The 23,561-nt window shown below is 59.6% G+C and carries 21 protein-coding genes and 2 tRNA genes; 16 read left to right on the top strand and 7 right to left on the bottom strand.

Annotated features, from left to right (window positions below; genetic code table 11):
• The first annotated feature begins 57 nt into the window (after positions 1 to 57).
• Positions 58 to 393 carry a hypothetical protein gene (locus BSF79_RS07845; RefSeq protein WP_245776345.1) on the top strand — a complete coding sequence of 112 codons (336 nt, stop codon included), beginning with the start codon at positions 58 to 60 and terminating at the stop codon, positions 391 to 393.
• On the opposite strand, the gene ureC is transcribed toward BSF79_RS07845, so the two are convergent.
• From ureC to BSF79_RS07825, 4 genes are all read right to left on the bottom strand, one after another.
• Positions 390 to 2,099, bottom strand: coding sequence for an urease subunit alpha (gene ureC, locus BSF79_RS07840; protein WP_090269305.1), 1,710 nt, complete (start codon positions 2,097 to 2,099; stop codon positions 390 to 392). The two genes, BSF79_RS07845 and ureC, sit on opposite strands and share 4 nt — an antisense overlap.
• A 138-nt stretch (positions 2,100 to 2,237) precedes the next feature.
• A complete protein-coding gene (locus BSF79_RS07835; RefSeq protein WP_090269304.1) occupies positions 2,238 to 2,543 on the bottom strand; it encodes an urease subunit beta in 306 nt (101 codons plus the stop codon).
• 41 nt (positions 2,544 to 2,584) lie between these two features.
• Complete coding sequence (locus BSF79_RS07830; protein WP_090269303.1) at positions 2,585 to 2,887, bottom strand: urease subunit gamma; 303 nt, start codon at positions 2,885 to 2,887, stop codon at positions 2,585 to 2,587.
• 1 nt (position 2,888) lies between these two features.
• Positions 2,889 to 3,677, bottom strand: a complete 789-nt coding sequence (locus BSF79_RS07825) for an urease accessory protein UreD (protein ID WP_090269302.1) — start codon at positions 3,675 to 3,677, stop codon at positions 2,889 to 2,891.
• 450 nt (positions 3,678 to 4,127) lie between these two features.
• Here BSF79_RS07825 and urtA point away from each other — a divergent pair, with 450 nt between their 5' ends.
• From urtA to BSF79_RS07785, 8 genes are all read left to right on the top strand, one after another.
• On the top strand, positions 4,128 to 5,405 hold the full coding sequence (gene urtA / locus BSF79_RS07820; RefSeq protein ID WP_090269301.1) for an urea ABC transporter substrate-binding protein: 1,278 nt from the start codon (positions 4,128 to 4,130) through the stop codon (positions 5,403 to 5,405).
• Positions 5,406 to 5,467: 62 nt separating this feature from the next.
• On the top strand, positions 5,468 to 7,423 hold the full coding sequence (gene urtB, locus BSF79_RS07815; protein ID WP_090269300.1) for an urea ABC transporter permease subunit UrtB: 1,956 nt from the start codon (positions 5,468 to 5,470) through the stop codon (positions 7,421 to 7,423).
• A 1-nt stretch (position 7,424) separates the two neighbouring features.
• Positions 7,425 to 8,657 carry an urea ABC transporter permease subunit UrtC gene (gene urtC / locus BSF79_RS07810; RefSeq protein ID WP_090269299.1) on the top strand — a complete coding sequence of 411 codons (1,233 nt, stop codon included), beginning with the start codon at positions 7,425 to 7,427 and terminating at the stop codon, positions 8,655 to 8,657.
• The gene (gene urtD, locus BSF79_RS07805) at positions 8,654 to 9,394 is read left to right on the top strand and encodes an urea ABC transporter ATP-binding protein UrtD (protein WP_090269298.1); all 741 of its coding nucleotides are present in this window, start codon (positions 8,654 to 8,656) and stop codon (positions 9,392 to 9,394) included. Before urtC ends, urtD begins: the two co-directional genes overlap by 4 nt.
• 3 nt (positions 9,395 to 9,397) lie before the next feature.
• Entirely contained in the window at positions 9,398 to 10,093 is a 696-nt protein-coding gene (gene urtE / locus BSF79_RS07800) for an urea ABC transporter ATP-binding subunit UrtE (RefSeq protein WP_090269297.1), read from the top strand.
• A 90-nt stretch (positions 10,094 to 10,183) separates the two neighbouring features.
• Positions 10,184 to 10,260, top strand: a tRNA-Met gene (locus BSF79_RS07795).
• A 364-nt stretch (positions 10,261 to 10,624) separates the two neighbouring features.
• Positions 10,625 to 13,054, top strand: a complete 2,430-nt coding sequence (locus tag BSF79_RS07790) for a Lon protease family protein (RefSeq protein WP_090269296.1) — start codon at positions 10,625 to 10,627, stop codon at positions 13,052 to 13,054.
• On the top strand, positions 13,051 to 13,824 hold the full coding sequence (locus tag BSF79_RS07785; RefSeq protein ID WP_090269295.1) for a hypothetical protein: 774 nt from the start codon (positions 13,051 to 13,053) through the stop codon (positions 13,822 to 13,824). The genes BSF79_RS07790 and BSF79_RS07785 overlap by 4 nt, the downstream gene beginning before the upstream one ends.
• Positions 13,825 to 14,014: 190 nt before the next feature.
• On the opposite strand, the gene BSF79_RS07780 is transcribed toward BSF79_RS07785, so the two are convergent.
• Positions 14,015 to 14,090, bottom strand: a tRNA-Ala gene (locus BSF79_RS07780).
• A 94-nt stretch (positions 14,091 to 14,184) separates the two neighbouring features.
• Entirely contained in the window at positions 14,185 to 14,499 is a 315-nt protein-coding gene (locus BSF79_RS07775) for a TIGR02300 family protein (RefSeq protein ID WP_090269294.1), read from the bottom strand.
• 115 nt (positions 14,500 to 14,614) lie between these two features.
• Between BSF79_RS07775 and BSF79_RS07770 the strand changes: the two genes are divergently transcribed.
• The 7 genes from BSF79_RS07770 to uvrC all read left to right on the top strand — a co-directional run bounded on the left by BSF79_RS07770 (position 14,615) and on the right by uvrC (position 21,554).
• Positions 14,615 to 15,307 (top strand): M48 family metallopeptidase, encoded by a 693-nt coding sequence (locus tag BSF79_RS07770; RefSeq protein WP_090269293.1) that lies wholly within the window; start codon positions 14,615 to 14,617, stop codon positions 15,305 to 15,307.
• A 30-nt stretch (positions 15,308 to 15,337) separates the two neighbouring features.
• Entirely contained in the window at positions 15,338 to 15,988 is a 651-nt protein-coding gene (locus BSF79_RS07765) for a GntR family transcriptional regulator (RefSeq protein WP_090269476.1), read from the top strand.
• A 62-nt stretch (positions 15,989 to 16,050) separates the two neighbouring features.
• A complete protein-coding gene (locus BSF79_RS07760; RefSeq protein ID WP_090269292.1) occupies positions 16,051 to 16,578 on the top strand; it encodes an SRPBCC family protein in 528 nt (175 codons plus the stop codon).
• Between the two features lie 94 nt (positions 16,579 to 16,672).
• The gene (locus BSF79_RS07755) at positions 16,673 to 17,473 is read left to right on the top strand and encodes a S49 family peptidase (protein ID WP_090269291.1); all 801 of its coding nucleotides are present in this window, start codon (positions 16,673 to 16,675) and stop codon (positions 17,471 to 17,473) included.
• 172 nt (positions 17,474 to 17,645) lie between these two features.
• Positions 17,646 to 18,590, top strand: coding sequence for a calcium/sodium antiporter (locus BSF79_RS07745; protein WP_090269289.1), 945 nt, complete (start codon positions 17,646 to 17,648; stop codon positions 18,588 to 18,590).
• Positions 18,591 to 18,613: 23 nt separating this feature from the next.
• Positions 18,614 to 19,393 carry an SDR family oxidoreductase gene (locus BSF79_RS07740; RefSeq protein WP_090269288.1) on the top strand — a complete coding sequence of 260 codons (780 nt, stop codon included), beginning with the start codon at positions 18,614 to 18,616 and terminating at the stop codon, positions 19,391 to 19,393.
• A gap of 298 nt (positions 19,394 to 19,691) precedes the next feature.
• Complete coding sequence (gene uvrC, locus BSF79_RS07735) at positions 19,692 to 21,554, top strand: excinuclease ABC subunit UvrC (protein WP_090269287.1); 1,863 nt, start codon at positions 19,692 to 19,694, stop codon at positions 21,552 to 21,554.
• Positions 21,555 to 21,558: 4 nt separating this feature from the next.
• Here uvrC and BSF79_RS07730 read toward each other — a convergent pair whose 3' ends face one another.
• Positions 21,559 to 23,340, bottom strand: coding sequence for a sensor histidine kinase (locus BSF79_RS07730; protein WP_175545286.1), 1,782 nt, complete (start codon positions 23,338 to 23,340; stop codon positions 21,559 to 21,561).
• Positions 23,341 to 23,561 lie beyond the last annotated feature (221 nt).

Genomic DNA, 23,561 nt, shown 5'->3' with positions numbered 1-23,561 from the left:
GCAGGATTCAGGGCGTGTTAACCTGTTTACGCGAGGTTTGAAGAAAATTTCCGCTGGATGGAGAATACTATGAACGAAATGGGTCTCGCTGACGAGCTTGCAGAAACCCGCGCCGGAATTGCCCGGCTGAAGGAACGCGAGGCCGCCCTGCGGGCGGCGATCCTTGCGCAGCGACACGACGTGCCCGACGGCAGGTGGAGCCGCGTTGAGGTGGTTGAGCGGCGCGCGCGGGTGTTCGACAAGGCGCTTTTGCCCACCGAAATCCGCGAGGATCCGCGATACTGGCGTGAAAAGCTGACACGCTATGTGCAATGCCTGCCGGTGCAAGTGCAGCGGGCGCGTCCGGGCTGGCCGATCCGGCGTGTCGATGGGGGCGGTGCGGCGATGCATTAGAACATGAAATACCGCTGCGCCATCGGCAGAACCTGCGCCGGTTCACAGGTCAGCAACACTCCATCCGCGCGCACCTCATAGGTTTCGGGGTGGACCTCGATATGGGGCAGGGCATCGTTCAGTTTCAGATCAGCCTTGCCGATGGTGCGAGTATTTTTGACCGCCACGGTCTGTTTGGCCAACCCCAGTTTTTCGCGCAAGCCGCTGGCCTGAGCGGCTTCGGAGACAAAGGTAATGGCGGAATGTTCAACCGAGCGACCATAGGCCCCAAACATCGGCCGCGAATAGACCGGCTGCGGTGTCGGGATCGAGGCGTTGGGGTCACCCATCTGCGCCATCACGATCGTGCCGGACATCAGTACCATTTCGGGTTTTACGCCAAAGAATGCGGGCGACCACAGGACAAGATCGGCCTTTTTCCCCACTTCGATCGACCCGATCTCATGCGCAACACCCTGCGCAATAGCTGGGTTGATGGTGTATTTGGCAATATAGCGGCGGACGCGGAAATTGTCATTCTCGCCGGTTTCTTCGGCCAGCCGCCCACGCTGCTTTTTCATCTTGTCGGCGGTTTGCCATGTACGGATCAGCACCTCGCCGACGCGCCCCATTGCCTGACTATCGCTGGCGATGATCGAAAACGCGCCCATGTCATGCAGGATATCCTCGGCCGCAATGGTCTCGCGGCGGATCCGGCTTTCAGCGAAGGCCACGTCTTCGGGGATGGATTTGTCCAGGTGGTGGCAAACCATCAGCATGTCCAGATGCTCATCCACGGTATTAACCGTAAAGGGGCGCGTCGGGTTGGTGGAAGAGGGCAAAACATAGCTTTCGCCGCAAATCTTGATGATATCCGGCGCATGACCGCCGCCCGCGCCCTCGGTGTGGAACGCATGAATGGTGCGGCCTTTCATGGCCTTCACCGTGTGTTCCACAAAGCCGGATTCGTTCAACGTGTCTGTGTGGATCATCACCTGCACATCCATCGCATCGGCCACAGACAGGCAGCAATCAATCGTGGCCGGGGTGGTGCCCCAATCTTCGTGCAGCTTCAGCGCACAGGCCCCGCCAAGAACCATCTCCTCCAACGCGGCGGGCAGGCTGGCGTTGCCCTTGCCGGAAATCCCGATATTCATCGGAAAGGCATCAAAAGCCTGCAACATCCGTCCGATGTGCCAGGGGCCAGGGGTGCAGGTGGTTGCCAGCGTGCCATGCGCGGGACCAGTCCCACCGCCCAGCATCGTGGTGACGCCTGAATGCAGCGCATCTTCGATTTGTTGGGGGCAGATGAAATGGATATGGCTGTCAAACCCGCCCGCCGTCAGGATCTTGCCCTCGCCAGCAATCACCTCGGTGCCGGGACCGACGACGATATCCACGCCGGGCTGAGTATCAGGGTTTCCTGCCTTGCCGATGGTGTGAATGCGACCGCTCCGCAACCCAACATCAGCCTTGTAAATCCCGGTATGATCCACAATCAGCGCATTGGTAATCACCGTGTCCACTGCCCCGCCTGCGCGGGTGACCTGACTTTGCCCCATCCCGTCACGGATCACCTTGCCGCCACCGAATTTTACCTCTTCACCGTATGTCGTAAGGTCGCGTTCAACCTCGATGATCAGGTCGGTATCGGCCAAGCGCAGCTTGTCGCCTGTGGTAGGTCCATACATGGCAGCATAGTCAGAACGGGAAATCAATGCGGGCATCTATTCAGCTCCAGATAGAGGTCGGTTATTTATCAATGCGAGCGCCGGGGCGTGATCGCCCTCGTGTGCGTAACGTTGGCGATTGAAGGGGGCGTGAACGCCGGGACACGTTGCGGATTGTCGGAAGATGAGCGAACTTCAAAGCGCACCCATGACCTGCTGATTGAACCCGTATACAACGCGCTTGCCTGACAGCGGCACAAGTTGCACTTCGCGCCGTTGCCCCGGCTCGAACCGGACTGCGGTACCTGCGGCAATATCCAACCGCATTCCGCGCGCGGCTGCCCGATCAAAATCAAGCGCCGGATTGGTTTCAAAAAAATGATAGTGGCTGCCAACCTGAACCGGGCGATCACCGGTGTTGGCGACCATCAGCGTAATTGCCTCGCGCCCCGCGTTCAGGGTCAGCATTCCATCGGCGCAAAAGATTTCTCCGGGGATCATGGTGTGATTTCCTCTTTCAGCTTGCCAAAATACTCAGACCCTCAACGGATCGGGTTGTGCACGGTCACCAGCTTGGTTCCATCGGGAAAGGTCGCTTCAACCTGCACCTCGTGGATCATCTCTGGAATCCCCTCCATGCATTGCTCACGCGTGATGACCCGAGCCCCGGCCTGCATCATGTCCGCCACGCTACGTCCATCACGCGCACCTTCCACGACGGTGTCGGTAATCAATGCGATTGCTTCCGGGTGATTCAGTCTGACGCCACGCGCCAGACGTTTGCGGGCAACCTCTGCGGCCATGGCAATAAGCAGCTTGTCTTTCTCTCTGGGGGTCAATTGCATGTCAGATCATCCATGTTCGGGGAAGGAGGGCACCGTTCAGACGAGTCAGAACGGGGATAAGCGATTGGCGCAGGACAAAGCTGTCCTCGGCCAGAATACGGGCGAACAGCAGTCCGGGCCGGATCAGCGAAACGCCGCCAGTATCAGGCATCAGCGCGCGCACTGCGTCAAGATGACTTTCAGCTTCGTGTGCAGGCGCGGCCAGCAGGACCGAGGCCATTGCCCCCGCTCCCCCGGCAATAGCGCGCCGCTCCAGCAGGTTTTGCGCATCACCTGCGAGTTGAAGGCAGTCGGCAAATAGCAAACTCCCATCACGAATGATGCGGACTGAATCTTTCAACGCCGTCGCGGCCAGCCGTTCGCCCATGGCCGCACGGCCAAAAACCAGCGGTTCGACCATCAAAAAACGCGCCGAGCCTGCCATGTTCACGTCCAAGCTTCGGGTCAGGGCGCTGTGATCAAAGAGAATCGTTTCCTGCGGCAACCAGTCCAGACCGGCATTGCCGCGCAGCACCAGTTGTGTGGCAATACGCCCCACCTCTTTTGGTTGCGCACGATACGCGCGTTCAGCCGCCTGTGTGCTTAGCGTCAGGTGACTGTCGGGGCCGGCCTCAGCACGCAATCTCAGGTGATCACCGCCGGTCACGCCACCAGCCGTGTTGATGAAGATCCCGGTCAGGCGCTCGGGGTTTCCGCGTGGAAACAATACCTTCAGGCACCCTGAGCTGCGCAGATCAGATAAGGCTGTCACCGGACCGCGCGCCTTGGTGGCAACAAGCGCCTCGCCCATCGCCCGAGGCTGACGTGCGTGCTGCGCTGTGTGCAATATGTCCGGTGCGGTGTTGATGGCCTTCTCCTACAACTTACAGTCATGGGGTCGCACAGAGAGGTGGCATACGAAAGGAACATGCTTAAAAACCGGGCTGAAATGCTGATCGACGCCATACTGCGCCTATATTTGCGACGAAGGCGCGTTTGCGTGCCTAATTATTACACAACTCACTGCTCACGCAGCGTCAACCTTGTCGGCGGGATTGCGCCACTCGTGGCTTGCGGCATTTGTTTGGCCTGCCCGACCGAAACGCGCAATGCTGAGACTGGGTGTGTGACGACCGTCCGATGTGCAATCTGTCCGGTCGCCACACTGTTGCAACAAAAACAATGTTGCGGGGTTCAGGTATGTATTTTGTCCGCTGCGGGCAAGGGGCACCTGAAGTTCTCCCCGCCTTGGAGGATGACTATGAACCTATTCAAATCCACAATTGCGGGGGCATTGGGCCTTAGCTGCCTAGCGATGCCCGCGCTGGCAGAAGAGACAATCAAGATCGGCGTTTTGCACTCGCTGTCCGGCACAATGGCAATTTCCGAGACCACGCTGAAAGACACGATGCTGATGCTGATCGACCAGCAGAACGCCAAGGGAGGTGTTCTTGGCAAGCAACTGGAAGCGGTTGTCGTTGATCCGGCGTCTGACTGGCCGCTGTTCGCGGAAAAAGCGCGCGAGCTGCTGACTGTGTCCAATGTCGACGTGATGTTCGGCTGCTGGACGTCCGTGTCGCGCAAATCGGTGCTGCCAGTGATCGAAGAACTGAACGGCCTGCTGTTCTATCCGGTGCAGTATGAGGGCGAGGAAAGCTCGAAAAACGTATTCTACACCGGCGCCGCGCCGAACCAGCAGGCGATCCCGGCCACGGATTATTTCCTCGAAGAGTTGGGCGTCGAGAAATTCGCGCTGCTTGGCACCGATTACGTGTATCCGCGCACAACCAACAATATTCTGGAAAGCTATCTGAAATCCAAAGGCATTCCAGCTGAAGATATCTTCGTGAACTACACGCCTTTCGGCCACTCGGATTGGTCCAAGATCGTGGCTGACGTCGTGGCGCTGGGCGCTGACGGAAAAAAAGTCGGCGTGATCAGCACCATCAACGGCGACGCCAACATCGGTTTCTACAAAGAACTGGCCGCGGCTGGCGTTTCGGCTGACGACATTCCTGTCGTGGCCTTCTCGGTTGGCGAAGAAGAGCTGTCGGGTCTGGACACCACCAACCTGGTTGGCCATCTGGCCGCTTGGAACTATTTCCAGTCGGCAGATGCTGAGGTTAACGCCGAGTTCATCAAAGCCTGGAAAGCCTTCGCTGGTGAAAAGCGCGTGACCAACGACCCGATGGAGGCCACCTATATCGGTTTCAACATGTGGGTTCAGGCGGTCGAAGCGTCCGGTACCACCGACGTTGATACTGTGACTGCGGCGATGATCGGTCAGACCTATCCGAACCTGACCGGAACCACTGCTGAAATGCTGCCAAACCACCACCTGACCAAGCCGGTTCTGATCGGTGAAATTCAGGCCGATGGTCAGTTTGACATCATCAGCCAGACCGAGCCGGTTCCCGGCGACGCATGGACCGACTTCCTGCCGGAATCTGCAGTGCTTGACTCGGATTGGCCGGGCCTTGGTTGCGGCATGTACAACACCGAAACCAAAACCTGCGTTCAGATCAAATCCAACTACTGATCTGTGACAAAAGGGAAGGGGGCCAACACCCCCTTCCGCTTTCTCTATTGGCGGGCATTTGAATGCGGCATTTTCTTTTCTCTCTGATCGCACTGGTAATGCTTGTCTGTACGACACAGGCACAGGCCGGTCCGGTGCAGGACATTATGCAAAACCATCGGGCCGTGATCGAGAAAAGCTCGCGCAAGACCATTGAACCCGCGATCACCGCATTGGCCGAAAGCGGCTTGTCGCAAGCGCAGCTGGTGCTTGAGAAATGGCAATCCAAGGATATGTGGCAGCGCAAGGCAGACGGCCTGTTCTTCTACGCCGAAAAATCGGGCAAGAATTATCGCCTGATTGATTTCGACAGCAACGAGGCTGTCGGTGAGTTTCCCAAAAGCGATCTGGATCAGCTCAAGCCAAACAGCGGCGTGCGCGCTCTGATCGGCACCGCACTGGTGCAGTTTCAGCTGTCTGATCCCGATCCGGTTCGGCGCCGCGATGCGTTGACCTCGATCGAACGCTCGCCCATGGCCGAGCATCTGTTGCCGCTGCGCGCAGCCATCAAGACTGAAACAGATCCGGTGCTGAAGGCCAAGAAGCAGCGCTTGGAACGGCTGCTGAGCATGGCCTTTGACAAAGACCTCAGTACCCGGATCAGTGCCATTGAAAGCTTCGGCGGTGATCTTGGCGTCGATGTGCGCGCCACGCTCAACCCCCTGCTGACCACCCGCCGCGCAGTTGTGCCCGGAAACACGCTGCCGGAAGGGTTGAATCTTGCCGCGCGGCTCAAGCCCGGCACCAAGGAACTGCCGCGCGCCGAGGCCTATGACATGCTGGTCAAGAGCGGTTACAGCGCCGCCCGGATCAGCGATGCTGAACTGCGCTCCGCGCTGGCCGCCAATATCGAAAACGGACAGGTCGGTGGCATTCCGGTGCCCGAGCTGAACACCCTCGAGGCCCGCGACCGCGCCTATGCCGCGTTGGCGGCACGGGGCAAGGTGGACCCCACCGTTCTGGCCACTGATGTGACTGCAGCTCTCGCGGCGCACAGTTTTTTCGATGCCTATGATGAACCATCTTCGGTCGTGACCGACGCCGCTCGCGGTGCATTGCGCGCGATTGAACAGAAAGTCGGGCTGAATCAGGTGCTCGACCTGACGCTGGACGCTCTGTCTCTCGGCTCGATTTATTTCCTTGCGGCGATCGGTCTTGCCATCACGTTTGGTGTGATGGGCGTGATCAATATGGCGCACGGCGAATTCATCATGATGGGCGCCTATACCGGCTATGTCATTCAGCAGATCATCCCAGACTATACACTCTCGATCATCGTCGCCATTCCGATGGCGTTTGCCGTGACCTTTGCTGCCGGTGTCGCGATGGAACGGCTGGTGATCCGCTGGCTGTACAACCGCCCGCTGGAAACCCTGCTTGCGACTTTCGGCATCTCGATCGCGCTGCAGCAGATCGCCAAGAACATTTTTGGCACGCAGGCCCGCCCGTTGACGTCGCCGGGTTGGCTGGATGGTGCCTGGGTGCTGAACGATGTGGTCTCGATCAGCTATATCAGGATCGCCATTTTCGTTCTGGCGCTGATTTTCCTCGCGGTGTTCCTGTTCATCATGAAACGCACGCGGTTGGGCCTTGAAACCCGCGCAGTCACGCAAAATCCGCGCATGGCCTCGTCGATGGGGATCAACAAGGACAAGGTGAATATGCTGACATTCGGCCTTGGCTCGGGGATCGCTGGCGTCGCTGGTGTGGCCATCGGCCTGTACGCCAAGGTCACGTCCGAGCTGGGCAGCGACTACATCGTGCAAAGCTTCATGACCGTCGTTGTCGGCGGTGTCGGCAATATCTGGGGCACGCTTCTGGGGGCCACGATGATTGGCTTCCTGCAAAAGGGGATCGAATGGTTGAACCCGTCCAACACATTGGCGGCGCAGACCTATATGATCGTCTTCATCATCATCTTTATTCAGTTCCGCCCCCGTGGGATCATCGCCCTCAAGGGCCGCGCGGCAGGAGATTGACATGAAAAACAGCTTCATCCTGCGCAACCCTTCGGTTCTGATTTTCCTAGGTGTGCTCGCGCTTTTTACTCTTGGCGTTACATTCATGTCCGAGGCGACCGGCGCAGGGCTGATCTCGACCAGCTTCGTCAAGACACTGGGCAAGACGCTGTGCCTGTGCCTGATCGCCATCGCGATGGATCTGGTCTGGGGCTATTGCGGTATTCTCAGTCTGGGGCATTTCGCCTTCTTCGGGCTGGGGGGCTATATGATCGGCATGTGGCTTATGTACGAGCGCACCCGCCAGATCGTTACCCTGTCGATGGCCAACGCCGAGATCCCCCCGACCGACCAAGAAGTGGTGGATGCCATCGGTAGCCAGATATTCGGCGTCGTGGGCAGTTCGGATTTCCCCCCGATCTGGAGCTTCGCCGACAGCCTGCCGATCCAGCTTGCGCTGGTTCTTATTGTGCCGGGCATGCTGGCGCTGATCTTTGGGTGGCTGGCATTCCGCAGTCGGGTGACGGGCGTGTATCTGTCGATCCTGACACAGGCGATGACGCTGGCCCTGTCGCTCTATTTGTTCCAGAATGACAGCGGTTTGCGCGGCAACAACGGTCTGTCAGGGTTGCAAAACCTCCCCGGTACCGACGCGATACCGCAAAGCCTGATCTCGATCTGGTTCTTCTGGGCCTCGGCTCTGGCGCTTGGACTGGGCTTTCTTCTGGCCTCTTGGGTGGTGTCGGGCAAGTTCGGATCGGTGATCCGCGGCATCCGCGACGACGAGCAGCGCGTGCGGTTTCTGGGCTACTCGGTCGAAGGCTATAAGCTGTTCATCTTTGTGATGACCGCGATGATCGCGGGCATCGCCGGGGCGCTGTATTACCCGCAGGCGGGCATCATCAACCCGGCCGAGGTCGCGCCCATCGCCTCGATCTATCTCGCGGTCTGGGTGGCGATCGGCGGGCGCGGGCGGCTCTATGGCGCGGTGATCGGCGCCGCATTCGTCTCGCTGGTCTCAACATGGTTTACCGGCGGGCAGGCGCCCGATGTGCCGTTGGGGTTCTATGTCGTCAAATGGGTGGACTGGTGGCAGGTTCTGCTAGGCCTCAGCTTTGTTCTGGTCACGCTTTTCGCGCCCAAGGGCATTGGTGGCCTGTTCGACCTGTTCGAGGGCATCCGCAGCCCGCGCCGCCACGGTGCAGCTCTTGGGCCTGATCAAGGCTCGTTGCAAGAGAAGGAGGCGCAGGAATGAGCACGCTGCTTGAAGTGTCCGGCGTCTCGGTCTCGTTCGATGGGTTCAAGGCGATCAACAACCTGTCCTTTCAGATCGGTCAGGCGGAATTACGCGCTATCATTGGTCCGAACGGTGCCGGCAAGACCACCTTCATGGATATCATCACCGGCAAGACCCGCCCCAACGAAGGCCGGGTGCTGTGGGGCGAGAAATCGCAATCGCTGCTGAAGATGTCCGAAGCCGCGATCGCCCGCGCCGGGGTAGGGCGCAAGTTTCAGCGCCCCACGGTGTTCGAGGATCAGACGGTGCACGACAATCTGTTGATGGCGATCAAAAATGATCGCTCTCCCTTCAGCGTGTTGTTCTTCAAACCGAAGTTCAGGGATTTAGGTCGGGTGGAAGAACTGGCTGCTGAAATCGGGTTGTCAGATCAACTACACCGCAAATCAGGCGAGCTGAGCCACGGGCAAAAGCAATGGCTCGAGATCGGTATGCTGCTTGCGCAGGAACCGCGCCTGTTGCTGGTGGATGAACCCGCCGCAGGCATGACCCTGTCCGAGCGGGAACACACAACTGACATTCTGGTCGAGGCCGCCAAGACCCGCGCGGTGGTGGTGGTCGAACACGACATGGAATTTGTCCGCCGTCTGAACTGCAAAGTCACAGTTCTGCACGAGGGCAGTGTTCTGGCCGAAGGATCGCTGGATCATGTGACACAAAACAAGGACGTCATAGACGTCTATCTGGGGCGCTGAACAATGCTGAAAATCCAAGACCTGACCTTGCATTACGGTAGCTCGCAAATTCTCAACGGTGTTTCGCTCGAGGCTGAAACCGGCAAGGTGACCTGCGTGATGGGCACCAATGGCGTGGGCAAGACCAGCCTGCTCAAGGCAATCTCGGGCACGCACCCGCGGTCCGGTGGGCGGATGGAGCTGAACGGCGAAGAAATCGGCCGCCTGCCTGCCCACGCGCTGGCGCGCAAGGGAATCGGATATGTGCCGCAGGGGCGCGATATTTTCCCGCTGCTCAGCGTCCGCGAAAACCTTGAAACCGGCTTTGCCTGCCTGCCAAAATCCGAACATTACATCCCTGATGAAGTGTTCGAGCTCTTCCCCATCCTCAAAGATTTCCTGCATCGTCGCGGAGGCGACCTGTCGGGGGGGCAGCAGCAGCAACTGGCCATCGCGCGGGCGATGATCACCAAGCCCAAACTGCTGTTGCTGGACGAGCCGACAGAGGGCATCCAGCCAAATATCATCCAGCAGATCGGCCGCGTGATCGAATATCTGCGCGATCAGGGCACCATGGCGATTGTGCTGGTGGAGCAGTATTTCGAGTTTGCCTACGGCTTGGCAGATCAATTCGTGGTGATGCGGCGTGGCGCGGTTTTGAAGCAGGGAACCAAGGCGGAACTGACAAAGGCGGAACTGGTCGAGGCCGTTTCGGTTTGAACCGATACAAGTATGCGCTGGAAAAGAGCAGTTTGCCACCTTTTCACCCTTGACGCCTGCGCCTAGCTTTCGTAATTCGCAATCCACTTTGGCGGAGTAGCTCAGTTGGTTAGAGCAGCGGAATCATAATCCGCGTGTCGGGGGTTCAAGTCCCTCCTCCGCTACCAAGTTTCCCAAGCCCCTAGATGAACGACCGAGCTATACTCCGATCCTGGAACAGGTTTTCGGCTTATTTATGCTGATCTGCGGTCCCGTCGATCGGTGGCGATGCTGCTGAAGTAGATCAAGATATCGGGTCGGCTGTCCACCACGGTCGACGCCTACTGTTTGGGGGGCGCTTATTTAGCTGTTGCCCCGGCCCAGTCAGAAGACGAACTAAGCCGTATTTCGTCCTCAGCAAAGTCTCAAAGACAATCATGGAGCTTCACTCCAAAAAGCTCTTGATTGAGATCAAGTCACCCGAGCAGCGATTGGAGCACAATGTGTCTAACGCCGCTTGGCTGAATAATTAACGGATCGAGAGACAATGGTATGAACGGGCTTCCCACTGAAAAACTGCGGCAGCGGTGCGATCCGGCGGCGCTTCCATTCGTATCGACCAAGGATCTCGTCGAACAGACCGAACTGATCGGTCAGGATCGCGCGATGGATGCCATTCGCCTGTCGTCTCAAATCTCTCACCGTGATTTCAACCTTTTCGTGTTGGGCCCCACGGGCACCGGGCGACGCACTGCGGTGCTGAAACTTCTGAGCGAGCAGGCCGCGACGCGGGAGTTGCCGTCCGACTGGGTCTATGTGAACAACTTCGAGGCTGCGCACAAACCCGAGGCGATGCGCCTGCCGCCGGGAACGGCGCTTACTCTGAAGCGCACGATGCAGAACCTGATTGATGATCTGGCCAATGACATTCCGGCGCTTTTTGAGTCCGAAGAATACCAGACCCAACGCCGTGCCATCGAACAGGAACTCGGCGAGGCGCAGGAGGCGGCGATGGCGGATTTTTCTGATCGCGCCAAAGCCGAGGAAATCGCCCTAGTGCAGACGCCCATGGGCTTTATGCTGACCGCGGTTCGCGATGGCAAACTGGTAAAAAGTGAGGATTTTCAAAAACTCGACGAGGCCGAGCAGGCACAGATCAGCGAGAAGATCTCGCGCTTGCAGGAAGACTTGGCTACCGTGTTGCGCCAGACGCCGAAGCTGGAAAAAGAGCACCGCAAGCGGGTCGAGGGTCTGAATGCGGGGATGGCCGAGCGCGCGGTGTCCGCGCGGGTGGCCGATATCGAGGCCGAATTGCAGAAGATTGAGGTCGTGGCGCAATATCTGGCGGCTGTGCGAGAGGACATCATCGCGAACGCGGAACTATTTCTGCAAGCGGCTGCCGAAAATCACGATGGCCCTTTCCCCGAGGCGATCCGCAAGTATCACCATAAGCCGGAGTTTGATCGCTATGTCGTGAACGTGATGGTCTCGCAAGACAGTGAGACAGGAATAGGCGCACCGGTCGAAACCGAAGACCTGCCGACGCTCGACAGGGTGGCGGGTCGCATCGAGCATGTTTCGCACATGGGGTCGCTGATGACTAACTTCACCATGATCAAACCTGGCGCCTTGCACCGGGCCAATGGCGGGTATCTGGTGCTGGACGCGCGTCAGGTGCTGAGCGAGCCTTATGCATGGGACACGCTGAAGCGCTGCCTGAAGAACCAGTCGATCACGATCACATCAATGGCGGATCGGTTGAGCTTGATCTCGACGACGTCGTTGGAACCCGATCCAATTCCGCTGGACGTGCGTGTGGTCTTGGTCGGTGACCGGATGTTGCATAGCCTGCTGGTGTTGCTGGACCCGGACTTTAACGAGCTTTTCAAGCTTCAGGCGGATTTCGAGGATGTCGTTGACCGGACGCAGGACAATCTTATTCTGTTCGCGCGGCTGGTGGGGTCTTATGTGCGACGCGAAGGCCTGCGCCCGATCAGTGCCGCAGGCGTCGCGCGTGCGTTGGACGAGGCGACGCGGCTTGCCGATGACAACACGAAACTGTCGTTGCGTCTGGGCGCCTTGACCGATCTGATCCGCGAGGCCGATCACTATGCGGCCTCCCGCGACAGCGACCACATCGATGACGCCGATATCGAGCGCGCGGTTTGCGAAAAGGACAGGCGCGCCTCGCGGATCAAGGACCGGATGCAAGAGGCGATCACCCGAAAGACCATTCTGATCGACACCGACGGAGAGAAGATAGGCCAGATCAACGGATTGTCCGTTGTCGGGATGGGTGAGTATCGATTTGGTCGACCGTCCCGGATCACCGCTCGGGTGCGGATGGGAACCGGAAAGCTGGTCGATATCGAGCGCGAGGTCGAACTGGGCGGGCCGCTGCATTCCAAGGGCGTGATGATCCTGTCGGGGTATCTGACCTCGGCCTATGCGCTCGACGTGCCGTTTTCGCTGCACGCCAGTCTGGTTTTCGAGCAAAGCTATGGTGGCGTCGATGGTGACAGCGCCTCGTCGGCAGAGCTTTATGCGCTACTGTCGGCATTGTCGGGCCTGCCGATCAGGCAGGGGCTGGCGGTGACTGGGTCGGTCAATCAGACCGGCGAGGTTCAGGCCATCGGCGGCGTCAATGAAAAGATCGAAGGGTTCTTTGAAACCTGCGCGGCGCGCGGTCTGACAGGCGACCAAGGCGTCTTGATCCCACAATCGAATATCCCGCATCTGATGCTACGCGCCGACGTGGTTGAGGCCGCAGAGGCAGGAAAATTCCGGGTGATTCCCGTTGCAACGATTGATGAGGGGATCGCGATACTGACCGGGGTCGAGGCAGGCGTGCGTGACAAGGGCGGCGCGTTTCCCGAAGCATCGGTCAATGCGCTGGTCGAGGAACGGCTGCGCGGGTTCGCCCTGACGCGCAAGGCCTTCGCGCGCTTTGCCAAGTCAGATGAAAACGGAAACGACGCATGAGCACGCCGCCAAAACCGCCAAAACGTTTACTGATTGGCGCAGGAAGCTTCGCCGACGCCCTTGGCGCGTTGCGGCTGGCCGAGCGGCTGGCGGAAACTCTCGCCGGGGACTTGGGCGGTCTGCTGGTCGAAGAAGCCGTCGTGACCGAGGTTGTGGGCCTGCCCGGGCAGCGAGTCGTGACCGCCAGCGGTACGCTTGTTGTGGCTCCAACACGCCAACAAGTCCGCACCCTGATGGAAGGCGACGCCAAAGCGTTTCGCGACACTTTGTCAGGATTGGCGCAAAGCAGGACACGGAACTGGTCGTTCGAGCGCCGCCACGGTGATCTTATCGGCGGGCTTTGCGAGGCGGCCAGGGGATGGGATCTGTTGCTGTTGGGGTATCGCGAAACCCACCGACGGGCCGGGCGTGTGGTGTTGATCGCTCCGCCCACGGGGGCGTCGCAGGTCGCCCCGGACCTTGCCGAGGATTTGGCAAAGGCGCTGCGGACCGACCTCTATGTCTTATCTCTTGATGCGGACGCCGCAATGCCGGAGGACGAAGGTGGGCACCGCGAACAGTTCACGTCCGATACCGCCATGCTGGGGCGGATCAGTCGAATGAACGCCTCTGCCGTCGTGTTGGATCTATCAACCGGCCCCTTGCGCACCCACAATCAGCTGCGGCACCTGCTGGCCGCGGCGCGGTGCCCGGTGCTGGTGCTGGGTGCGGCCCAGGGCGAGCCGTCGATTGAGCACACGACCCAGATCCCGCCGAGATATGGGAATTGAGTTCGAGGATTCGGCCTCCAGATTCGCAGGGATGCGGATGCACGCGGAAGGATGTTCCGCAGTTGCGCCACATGGCTAGCGCTCTCTGACGATTCTTTGCGCCGCGCCCGGGCACGCGAAAGCTCTAAAGAAAGAGGGACACAACTCAACCTTAAAGGTAAAATGATCTTTCGCATTTCAGGAGGTGGATTGGTGGAGCCTAGGAGGATCGAACTCCTGACCTCCTGAATGCAAATCAGGCGCTCTCCCAGCTGAGCTAAGGCCCCAAAATCACAGGCTGGTGTTTCCTGTGCGCCGCTATCTAGGCAATGCTGCGGGCGGGATCAAGCGAAAAATTCCGCCCGCAGCAAGGATTATCAATCAGTCGTCATCATCAGCGGCAACGTCGGCGATTTCGTCCAGCGAGACGTCATCATCTTCGTCATCATCCAGCAGATCATCATCCAGATCCACTTCGACATCATCGTCGTCTACGACGGCCGTTTCTGCGTCAGCATCTTTCAGCTTCTTGCTGGCTGCATCCTCGGCGTCTGCCGCGATCATCCGGCTTTTGCCGGTGTCCAGTTCCACGATCTCGCCCGTATAGGGGCTGACAATCGGGCTCTTGTTCAGGTCATAAAACCGCTTGCCTGTGGTTGGGCAAACGCGTTTCACACCCCATTCTTCTTTGGGCATGGGTGATCCCTTTCAACTGTGTGGTCTTGTCGACGATCCGCGCCAACTGCCATAACGTGTGGCGGGTGTCAAAGGCTTTAAGGGTAAGGCGACACCATCGCGGACAGGAGGCGATATGGGGCAACATATCCTGCCGGGCAATCCCCCGGTGGAAATCACACTGCGACGCTCGGCGCGGGCGCGGCGGATCTCGCTGCGGGTGTCGGGGTTGGATGGTCGGGTAACGCTAACCCTGCCGTCCGGCACCTCCGAGCGCGAGGCGCTGGCCTTCGCACGTGAAAAGGCCGATTGGCTGCGTGGCCACATCGGCGCGCAAGGAGCGGTCCAGCACGTCGGGCTGGGCACTGTGGTGCCGTTTCAGGGCGCCGAGGTCACGGTCGCGCCCGGTACCGGGCGTCGTGTGCAGTTGAGCGGCGATACGCTGCTGGTTCCCGGTCCGCCTGAGGCCATAGGCGCCCGTCTTGAAGGGTTTTTCAAGCATTCCGCCCGCGACAGTCTTGCTGCGGCCTCGGATCATTATGCCGGGCTTCTGGGGCTCAGCTATGGTCGGCTGACGCTGCGTGATACCCGTTCGCGCTGGGGGTCGTGTTCGTCGTCGGGGGGGCTGATGTATTCTTGGCGGCTGATCCTGGCCCCGCCTGCCGTGCTGAATTATGTGGCTGCACATGAGGTCGCGCATCTGGAGCAGATGAACCACTCGCAGGCGTTCTGGGACGTGGTGCACCGCATCCACGGCGATCACACCGCATCGCGGCGCTGGTTGCGTGAACATGGCGGGGCGCTGCACCGGTTTCGCTTTGGCGATTGACGTCGCCGATCTTTGTGATCACAAATGCATATGCTGATTACATCTCGCCCTGAACCCACCCCCACCTCGGCGCATGACCGCGTTTACCGCGGATTGCGCACCCGAATCATGCACGGCGATATCCCGCCGGGTCAGGCGCTGACCCTGCGCGGGATCGGGCGCGAGTTCGGTGTCTCGATGACCCCCGCCCGCGAGGCTGTGCGCCGTCTGGTGGCAGAGGGCGCGTTGACCCTGTCGGCCTCGGGGCGGGTCGCCACCCCCGAGCTCAGCAACGAACGGATCGAAGAACTGGCTGCCCTGCGCTCGCTGCTTGAGGTTGAACTGGCCAGCCGTGCCTTGCCGCGCGCGCATATGGCGCTGATCGAGCGGCTTCAGACCATCAACGGGACCGTGGCGGACATGGTCGCCCGGCAGGATGCCGTGGGCTACATCCGCACCAATCTGGAATTTCACCGCGCGTTGTACCTGCGGGCACAGGCGCCCGCCATGCTGGCGATGGCCGAAACGGTCTGGTTGCAGCTTGGTCCGACAATGCGCGCGCTCTATGGGCGCTTGCGGCAAAAAGAGCCGCCGCATTTCCATCGCCTGATCATCGCGGCCCTCAAGGCGGGGGATGAACCCGGCCTGCGTCTTGCAGTCCGTTCGGACGTGACGCAGGGGCTGAAGATGCTAACTACCTGAGCCACCTTGGCGCGGCGCGTCCGCTGCACTAGGTTCTGGCAGACAGGACAAAGGAACGCCCCATGCAAATGACAGACCAACGCGATATCCGCGCCGATCGTGCCACCGTTTGGGCGGCCCTTCTAAGCCCGCAGGTGCTGGCCGAATGTGTGCCGGGCACACGCGAACTGACCGGCACCCCGGAAGACGGGTTTCAGGCCACGGTCGTGCAAAAGGTTGGCCCGGTCAAAGCAACCTTCAATGGCACCGTTCTGCTGTCCGACATGATCGACCATGAAAGCCTGACATTGTCGGGCGAGGGCAAGGGCGGCGCCGCTGGCTTTGCCAAGGGTGCGGCCAAAGTTCGGCTGGAAGAAACACCCGAGGGCACCCGCCTGTTCTATGAGGTCGAAGCCAAGGTTGGCGGGAAGCTGGCGCAGCTGGGCAGCCGCCTGATTGATGGGTTTGCCAAGAAAATGGCGGACCAGTTTTTCACCCGTTTGCAAGAGGTTCTGGAAGCCCCCGAAGATGCGAGCGAACAGAGCGCCACTGAGGCGGAGGCCGAACCGGAAGCCAAGAAAAAGGGCTGGCTCAGCCGCCTGAAAACCTGATGCGAATGCAAACATGCGGGTTTTTTCCCCGCGACGCACGGACAAAGGCCCCGCCGCCTTGTTTGTCCCTCTGCATCCCTCTACATGAGCCAGTATGAAGCGCTACATTCCCTTCCTGAAACTCGGCCCGCCCCGCGTTGCCGTGCTGCGCCTGACGGGCACCATCGGCTCTGGCGCGCGCGCGCCGCTGAGTGACGAGGCGCTGGCCCCACTGATCGACCGCGCCTTTCGCAAGGGCAAACCGGATGCTGTCGCGCTTTTGATCAATTCTCCGGGCGGCTCGCCGGTGCAGTCGGCACTGATCGCCGCGCGCATCCGTCGCCTGTCTGAGGAAAAGAAAATTCCCGTCCACGCCTTTGTCGAAGATGTTGCCGCCTCGGGTGGCTATTGGCTGGCGGCTGCGGCAGATGATATCTGGGCTGACTATGGCTCGATGATCGGCTCGATCGGGGTGATCTCGGCCAGTTTCGGCGCGCATGAACTGCTGAACCGGCAAGGGGTCGAGCGGCGTGTCTATACGTCGGTCAAATCCAAATCCATGCTTGACCCGTTCCTGCCGGAGAAGCCTGAAGATGTCGCCCGGATGAAGGAAATTCTCAGCGACATGCACGCGGGCTTCGAAGCCTATGTCAAATCCCGCCGGGGGGAAAAGCTGGTCAACGACCCCGATCTGTTCACCGGTCGGGTCTGGCTGGGCGAAAAGGCCGTGAAGATGGGCCTGATCGACGGGCTGGCCCATATCGAACCCAAGCTGAAAGAGCTGTACGGCGAGAAAGTGGTGCTGATCCGTTATGGCCGTCGCCGCACCACGCTGTCCCGCTTGGGGTTGTCCGTCGCCGATGAAGCTTTTGCTGCGATCGAAGAGCGCGCGGCCTTTGCACGGTTCGGACTCTGATATGGTTGTGAAGATCGTCACGCTGTTTCTGGTCGGCATGGGCGTTCTGGCCATGTTTGGGAAACTGCGTTTTCCGGGCCAAAAGCGCCTGACATCAGCCAAATGCCCGCGCTGCGGGAGATTCAGGATCGGCAAGGGGCCATGCCCCTGCGAAAAAGGAGCGCGCTGAGACATGGAATGGCTGATGGGAGCCTTGGGGCTGGTTATCCTGTTGCTTGCGGGCGACGCTTTGGTCAAGGGCGCGGTTAACCTCAGCCTGCGTGTTGGTATCCCGGCGCTGATCGTCAGTCTGACCATTGTGGCTTTCGGTACCTCGGCACCCGAACTGCTGATCTCGATCACGGCCGCGCTCGAAGGCGTGCCCGGAATTGCTGTCGGCAATGTTGTCGGGTCCAATACGGCCAATGTTTTGCTGGTGCTGGGGGTGCCCGCGCTGCTGGCCACGATGCATACCAGCGAATGCAACACCCGCAAAAGCTATGTGCTGATGATGGCGGGGTCGGTCCTGTTTGTCGCGCTGGCCTTCTTTGGGCAATTCACCTGGGTCAGCGGCGTGGTTTTGCTGCTGGCGCTGGCGCTGGTGCTGGGCGATGCGGTGCGCGACGCTCGTGCCCACCGTGCGGCGGGGCAATTGGTCGAGGCCGACGAACCCGAAGGCGCTGACCCCGACATGCCGTGGTGGAAGATTTGCATGTTTCTGGCGCTCGGTCTTGTTGGCCTGCCGCTGGGGGCCAACCTGCTGCTGGACAGCGCGGTAACCATCGCACGCACGTTTGGCCTGTCGGAGTCGGTGATCGGCCTGACCATGGTCGCCATCGGCACCTCGGTGCCAGAATTGGCCACGACCGTGATGGCCGCGTTGCGGCGTCAGGCCGATGTGGCGTTGGGCAATGTGATCGGGTCGAACATGTTCAACCTTCTGGCCATCATCGGCATCGCCTCGATGGTCAGCCCGATCCCGGTCGACCCGGAATTCCTGCACTTTGACCTGTGGGTCATGCTGGGCGCTTCGGCGTTGTTGTTCCCCTTCGTGTTTCTCAAACGTGACATCACCCGGATATGGGGCGTGGTCTTGACCCTGCTGTATGTGTCCTATGTGATGTCCGTATTAAGCTGAGCCTGCCCGAAAAGGAGCCGCGCATGGCCGTCGCATTGGTAACCGGGGCCGCAAAGCGGCTGGGGCGCGCGATGGCGCTGTATCTGGCCGGACGCGGGTTTGATGTGGCGGTCCACTATGACAGCTCGAAAGACGCGGCACAGACGGTTGCTGATCAAATTCGTGCCCTTGGTCGTCAGGCCCATGCCGTACCCGCCGATCTGCTGTCCGAGGATCAGACGCAAACTTTGATGCCCCGCGTGGCGGCCGCTTTTGGTGCGCCCGTGACCTGCCTGATCAACAACGCCTCGATCTTCGAACACGACCGGATCGAAACCGCCACCCGCGACAGCTGGGACCGGCATTTCGAATCCAATCTACGCGCGCCCTATGTGCTGGCACAGGCGCTGGCCGCGCAAATCCCCGACCCGCTCAGCGATGACGCAGGCGAGCCTTTGGCGCAGGGGCTGATCATCAATATGGTCGATCAGCGCGTGCGCAAACTGACACCGGACTTCAGCACCTACACCTTGGCCAAGATGGGGCTGTGGGCGCTGACACAGACCGCCGCACAGGGGCTGGCCCCGCGCGTGCGGGTCAATGCCATCGGGCCGGGGCCGACGTTGCAGGGCGAACGACAGACGAAAGACTACTTTCAGCAACAGCGCGCAGCCACCATTCTTGGCCGTGGGGCCAATCCCGCTGATGTGACTGCGGCGCTTGGGTTCTTCCTCGATTCGCCTTCTGTGACGGGGCAATTGATTTGCGTGGACGGTGGTCAGCATCTGGGTTGGAAGACCCCCGATGTGCTGGGTGTAGAGTGATTTCGAAACTTCCCCAGCGTAAGTTGTGCACTGGTCACATTGGCGTTACGAAAGCGTTACAAAAACTCTAATGTTTTCAATGTTTTGCCTGATGGTAAAAATAAAAATCATTCGTATCAACGCCTTACATTTGCGCCCAAAAAACAGGCAGCGCTGGGAAATGGGCCGAAAACAAGGGAAATTTCACGATGCCCAGAAGATATCTCCAGACTTATCCACAGAAACCGTGGGCAGGTTCGTGCTTGCTCCGGGCAGTCAAAGATTGCAGGCGCACCCCTAGAATCATATCTGTCCTGACATGACAGATGCTGCACCCGCCCAACTGACCGGGCACACCCTGATACAAGACTATCTCAAGACGCTCGACGGATCCCCGGGAGTGTACCGGATGCTGGATGCGCAGGCGCGCGTGTTGTACGTCGGCAAGGCGCGCAACCTGCGTGCGCGGGTGTCGAACTATGCGCGGATGACAGGGCACTCGGGGCGGATCGCCCGAATGATTTCCGAAACCGCGTCGATGATGTTCCTAACCACCAAGACCGAGACCGAGGCCCTGCTGCTTGAGCAGAACCTGATCAAGCAGCTGAAGCCGCGCTACAATGTGCTGCTGCGCGACGACAAAAGCTTTCCCAATATTCTCGTCTCCAAAACCCACGCGTTTCCCCAGATCAAGAAACACCGCGGCGCGAAAAAGGAAAAGGGCAGCTACTATGGCCCCTTCGCCAGCGCCAGCGCAGTCAACCGCACGCTCAATCAGCTTCAGCGCGTGTTTCAGCTGCGCAACTGCACCGATGCGATGTTCGAAAGCCGCACCCGGCCTTGCCTGCTTTATCAAATCAAGCGCTGTTCCGCCCCCTGCGTCGGGCGGATCTCTGCTGAGGATTATGCCACATCGGTGCAGGATGCCGAACGCTTCCTGTCGGGCAAGTCCACTGCCATTCAGGGAAAGCTGGCCACGCAGATGGCCGCTGCTTCGGATGCGATGGAGTTTGAAACCGCCGCCGCCCTGCGCGACCGGATCCGCGCGCTGACGCAGGTGCAGACAGCGCAGGGGATCAACCCGCGTGGCGTGTCCGAGGCGGATATCATCGCGCTGCATCTGGAAAACGGTCAGGCCTGCGTGCAGGTGTTTTTCATCCGCGGCAATCAGAACTGGGGCAACCGCGATTTCTATCCCCGCGTCGGCGCCGACATTGACGCCCCCGAGGTGCTCGAGGCCTTCCTCGGGCAATTCTACGATACCAAGGAGCCGCCCCGGCAACTGATCTTGTCGCACCCGATCGAAAGCCCGGATCTGATGGAACAGGCTCTGTCACAGAAGCTTGGCCGCAAGGTGGAAATCCTTGTGCCTCAGCGCGGCGAAAAGGCCGAGCTGGTCGCCGGTGCTGCCCGCAACGCCCGCGAAAGCCTGGCTCGAAAAATGTCCGAAAGTGCCACTCAGGCCAAACTTCTGCGTGGTGTGGCCGAGGCGTTCGGGCTGGATGCCCCTCCGACTCGGATCGAGGTTTACGACAACTCGCATATTCAAGGCACCAACGCTGTCGGCGCGATGATCGTCGCCGGGCAGGACGGGTTTTTGAAATCGCAGTATCGCAAGTTCAACATCCGTGGCGATGACCTGACCCCCGGCGATGATTTCGGTATGATGAAAGAGGTCCTGACCCGCCGCTTCACCCGCCTGCTCAAGGAAGACCCCGACCGCGACAAGGGCCTCTGGCCCGACCTGCTACTGATCGACGGCGGCGCTGGTCAGGTGTCGGCTGTGCGTCAGATCATGGAGGAATACGGCGTCGAGGATATTCCGATGGTCGGTGTGGCCAAGGGCGTGGACCGCGATCACGGCAAAGAGGAATTCCACCGCCCCGGCAGCCGCCCCTTCGCCCTGCGGATGAATGACCCGGTGCTATATTTCATCCAACGCCTGCGCGACGAGGCGCACCGCTTTGCCATCGGCACTCACCGCGCCAAACGCGCCAAGGCCGTCAGCGCCACGCCGCTTGATGACGTGCCCGGCGTCGGTGCCACCCGAAAACGCGCCCTTCTGGCACACTTCGGCAGCGCCAAGGCCGTCAGTCGCGCCAATCTTGCTGACCTCAAAGCAGTCGCTGGCGTTTCGGACACGCTGGCCGAAACGATCTACAACTACTTTCACGACACCTAGTTGCCTAAAGGCAGGGCAGGCGCACGAAAAAGGTCGTGCCTTTGCCAGGCGCGCTGTCGTACCAGATTGTCCCCGCGTGACCCTCGACGATGAGCTGGGTGATATTCATGCCCAGACCAGAGCCGCCGCGTTGGCGTGTCAGTGACGAGTCCACCTGCGAAAACCGGCCAAACACCTTGTCCTCGACCCCTTTGGGGATGCCGACGCCGTGATCTTGCACCGCAATGGTGACGTGGTCCTCGTCCGAAGTCACAGAAACCGAAATCACGTCATCCTCGTACGAGAATTTGGCCGCGTTTGACAGAAGGTTCGCCAGAACCTGCGCCAGCCGCTGGGCGTCCCCCCGGATCTGACAAAGCTCATCGGGCATCGTCAGGGTCGAGCGTACCCTGAAACGCGCCAGATACCCCTCGTTCGCGTCCAGCGCATCCTTGATCAACGGCCCGAGATCCAGCGGCCTCAGGACCATATCCATCTTACCTTGCTCGATCCGTTGCAGATCAAGAAGGTCGTCAATCAATTGTCTCAGCCGGTATGTGTTGGTTTTGGCAATCTTCAACAGACGCATTGCGGGATCTGTCTGATCGCCCAGCTTGCCGCTGGCCAAAATGTCCAACGACCCCTGGATCGAGGTCAACGGCGTGCGCAATTCATGACTGACGGTCGAGATGAATTCAGTTTTCGCCAGATTGGCCGCCTCGGCTTGCCGGGCGGCGTATTTCAATTCGTTGGTGTGTTTCAGCTGCTCTGTGATGTCCGTAAAAGCCAGCGTCCACCCAACGACCGGACCATCGGGGTTGATCGGGCTGGAGATCGGGAACAGCACCGGATTATAGCTGTGGCCTTTCCAGTGCAACGGCCCCGACGGCGGGAGCGCGCCAGTTTCAATCACCGCCGTCACGAGCGATCCGACCTCAGGCTCGTTCAAAAGCGACTCGCCTATCTTTGGAAAAGACGGGCTGATAACTTGCGGCACCTGCGGGTTGAACCCGGACAGCGCGCCAGAGTCGTCAAAGATGATGATCGGGTTTTTGGTGCTGTAAAACAACAGATCGCGTGCAATCGAACTGATATCCATCATGCGGTTGTTAACCACCAGCCAGCCAAAAGCCCCTATGATGAAAGAGAACATGAACGGTGTCGGATCAAAGCCGAAGATGGTCACATCCATTGTGATGTAACCCAGATTTCCGGCAATCGGGGCCAGAGTTATGATCAGCAACACGAGAAAGAAGGGGCGCAGATTTGGGGCGCTCCGGCGTAAAGCCACAATGCAAATGGCAATAGAGGCCAGCATGAATAGATAGACATAGGCCGCCGCCAGATAGAACAGCGGCCCGTGCTCGTACTCCACCGACATCCGTCCGCCGATTTCGATCAGCCGGGTGCCTTCCCGGTAAAACAGATGATGGTATCCGTTGGTGAACGCCTGAACGCTTACAACGGTTGGCCCAATCCACATTATCAGGTGGCGCAGCCGGGGTCGCCCGCGCTCCTGACCCAGCGCATAATGAAACATGAACAGCGCCCAGGATGACGGCAAGAGCACAATTCCCGGCCAAGCCGCCTGAGCCCAGAAGACCTTGCAGTCTAGCCCGGAGGACGACAACTCGAATCCTGCGGTGAAAAGCCACCACAACATGGCGATCTGCGCCATCAGGAAAGGTGCTTTGCCGGGGAACTGGTGTTGTTGCCAAACCCAGAGCGAAAATAACGCTGATCCGGTCCAGACCACCATTGTGGCAATAACTGGAAAGTCCAGTGTTCCAGCCGCTAGACAATTCAAGGACATCCCTCCTCGGGATTAGACAGGGTGGGTGCGGCAGAACAGGCTCACGGAACTGGTGATACATCACTCACACCAGCTTTTCCCGGAGACACGGGCAATACAAAGCAACGATGTGCGGTGTGACTGTTTCAGTACAACCAGAAGGATGCAACCGTGTTTGGTAGTGTTGCTTCAATGCAACGGTGTATTCCGTGCGCATTCAGGGGGTTTGCATCTTT

Source organism: Thalassovita taeanensis, assembly GCF_900110775.1.
Classification (GTDB): Bacteria; Pseudomonadota; Alphaproteobacteria; order Rhodobacterales; family Rhodobacteraceae; genus Litorimicrobium; species Litorimicrobium taeanense.
This window is presented reverse-complemented; position numbering and strand designations above follow the sequence as displayed.

Bases quoted from the DNA above. Each gene is read 5' to 3' on its own strand.
- BSF79_RS07845 (WP_245776345.1), top strand. From the start codon at position 58: ATGGAGAATACTATGAACGAAATGGGTCTCGCTGACGAGCTTGCAGAA.
- ureC (WP_090269305.1), bottom strand. From the start codon at position 2,099: ATGCCCGCATTGATTTCCCGTTCTGACTATGCTGCCATGTATGGACCT.
- BSF79_RS07835 (WP_090269304.1), bottom strand. From the start codon at position 2,543: ATGATCCCCGGAGAAATCTTTTGCGCCGATGGAATGCTGACCCTGAAC.
- BSF79_RS07830 (WP_090269303.1), bottom strand. From the start codon at position 2,887: ATGCAATTGACCCCCAGAGAGAAAGACAAGCTGCTTATTGCCATGGCC.
- BSF79_RS07825 (WP_090269302.1), bottom strand. From the start codon at position 3,677: ATGGGCGAGGCGCTTGTTGCCACCAAGGCGCGCGGTCCGGTGACAGCC.
- urtA (WP_090269301.1), top strand. From the start codon at position 4,128: ATGAACCTATTCAAATCCACAATTGCGGGGGCATTGGGCCTTAGCTGC.
- urtB (WP_090269300.1), top strand. From the start codon at position 5,468: ATGCGGCATTTTCTTTTCTCTCTGATCGCACTGGTAATGCTTGTCTGT.
- urtC (WP_090269299.1), top strand. From the start codon at position 7,425: ATGAAAAACAGCTTCATCCTGCGCAACCCTTCGGTTCTGATTTTCCTA.
- urtD (WP_090269298.1), top strand. From the start codon at position 8,654: ATGAGCACGCTGCTTGAAGTGTCCGGCGTCTCGGTCTCGTTCGATGGG.
- urtE (WP_090269297.1), top strand. From the start codon at position 9,398: ATGCTGAAAATCCAAGACCTGACCTTGCATTACGGTAGCTCGCAAATT.
- BSF79_RS07790 (WP_090269296.1), top strand. From the start codon at position 10,625: ATGAACGGGCTTCCCACTGAAAAACTGCGGCAGCGGTGCGATCCGGCG.
- BSF79_RS07785 (WP_090269295.1), top strand. From the start codon at position 13,051: ATGAGCACGCCGCCAAAACCGCCAAAACGTTTACTGATTGGCGCAGGA.
- BSF79_RS07775 (WP_090269294.1), bottom strand. From the start codon at position 14,499: ATGCCCAAAGAAGAATGGGGTGTGAAACGCGTTTGCCCAACCACAGGC.
- BSF79_RS07770 (WP_090269293.1), top strand. From the start codon at position 14,615: ATGGGGCAACATATCCTGCCGGGCAATCCCCCGGTGGAAATCACACTG.
- BSF79_RS07765 (WP_090269476.1), top strand. From the start codon at position 15,338: ATGCTGATTACATCTCGCCCTGAACCCACCCCCACCTCGGCGCATGAC.
- BSF79_RS07760 (WP_090269292.1), top strand. From the start codon at position 16,051: ATGCAAATGACAGACCAACGCGATATCCGCGCCGATCGTGCCACCGTT.
- BSF79_RS07755 (WP_090269291.1), top strand. From the start codon at position 16,673: ATGAAGCGCTACATTCCCTTCCTGAAACTCGGCCCGCCCCGCGTTGCC.
- BSF79_RS07745 (WP_090269289.1), top strand. From the start codon at position 17,646: ATGGAATGGCTGATGGGAGCCTTGGGGCTGGTTATCCTGTTGCTTGCG.
- BSF79_RS07740 (WP_090269288.1), top strand. From the start codon at position 18,614: ATGGCCGTCGCATTGGTAACCGGGGCCGCAAAGCGGCTGGGGCGCGCG.
- uvrC (WP_090269287.1), top strand. From the start codon at position 19,692: ATGACAGATGCTGCACCCGCCCAACTGACCGGGCACACCCTGATACAA.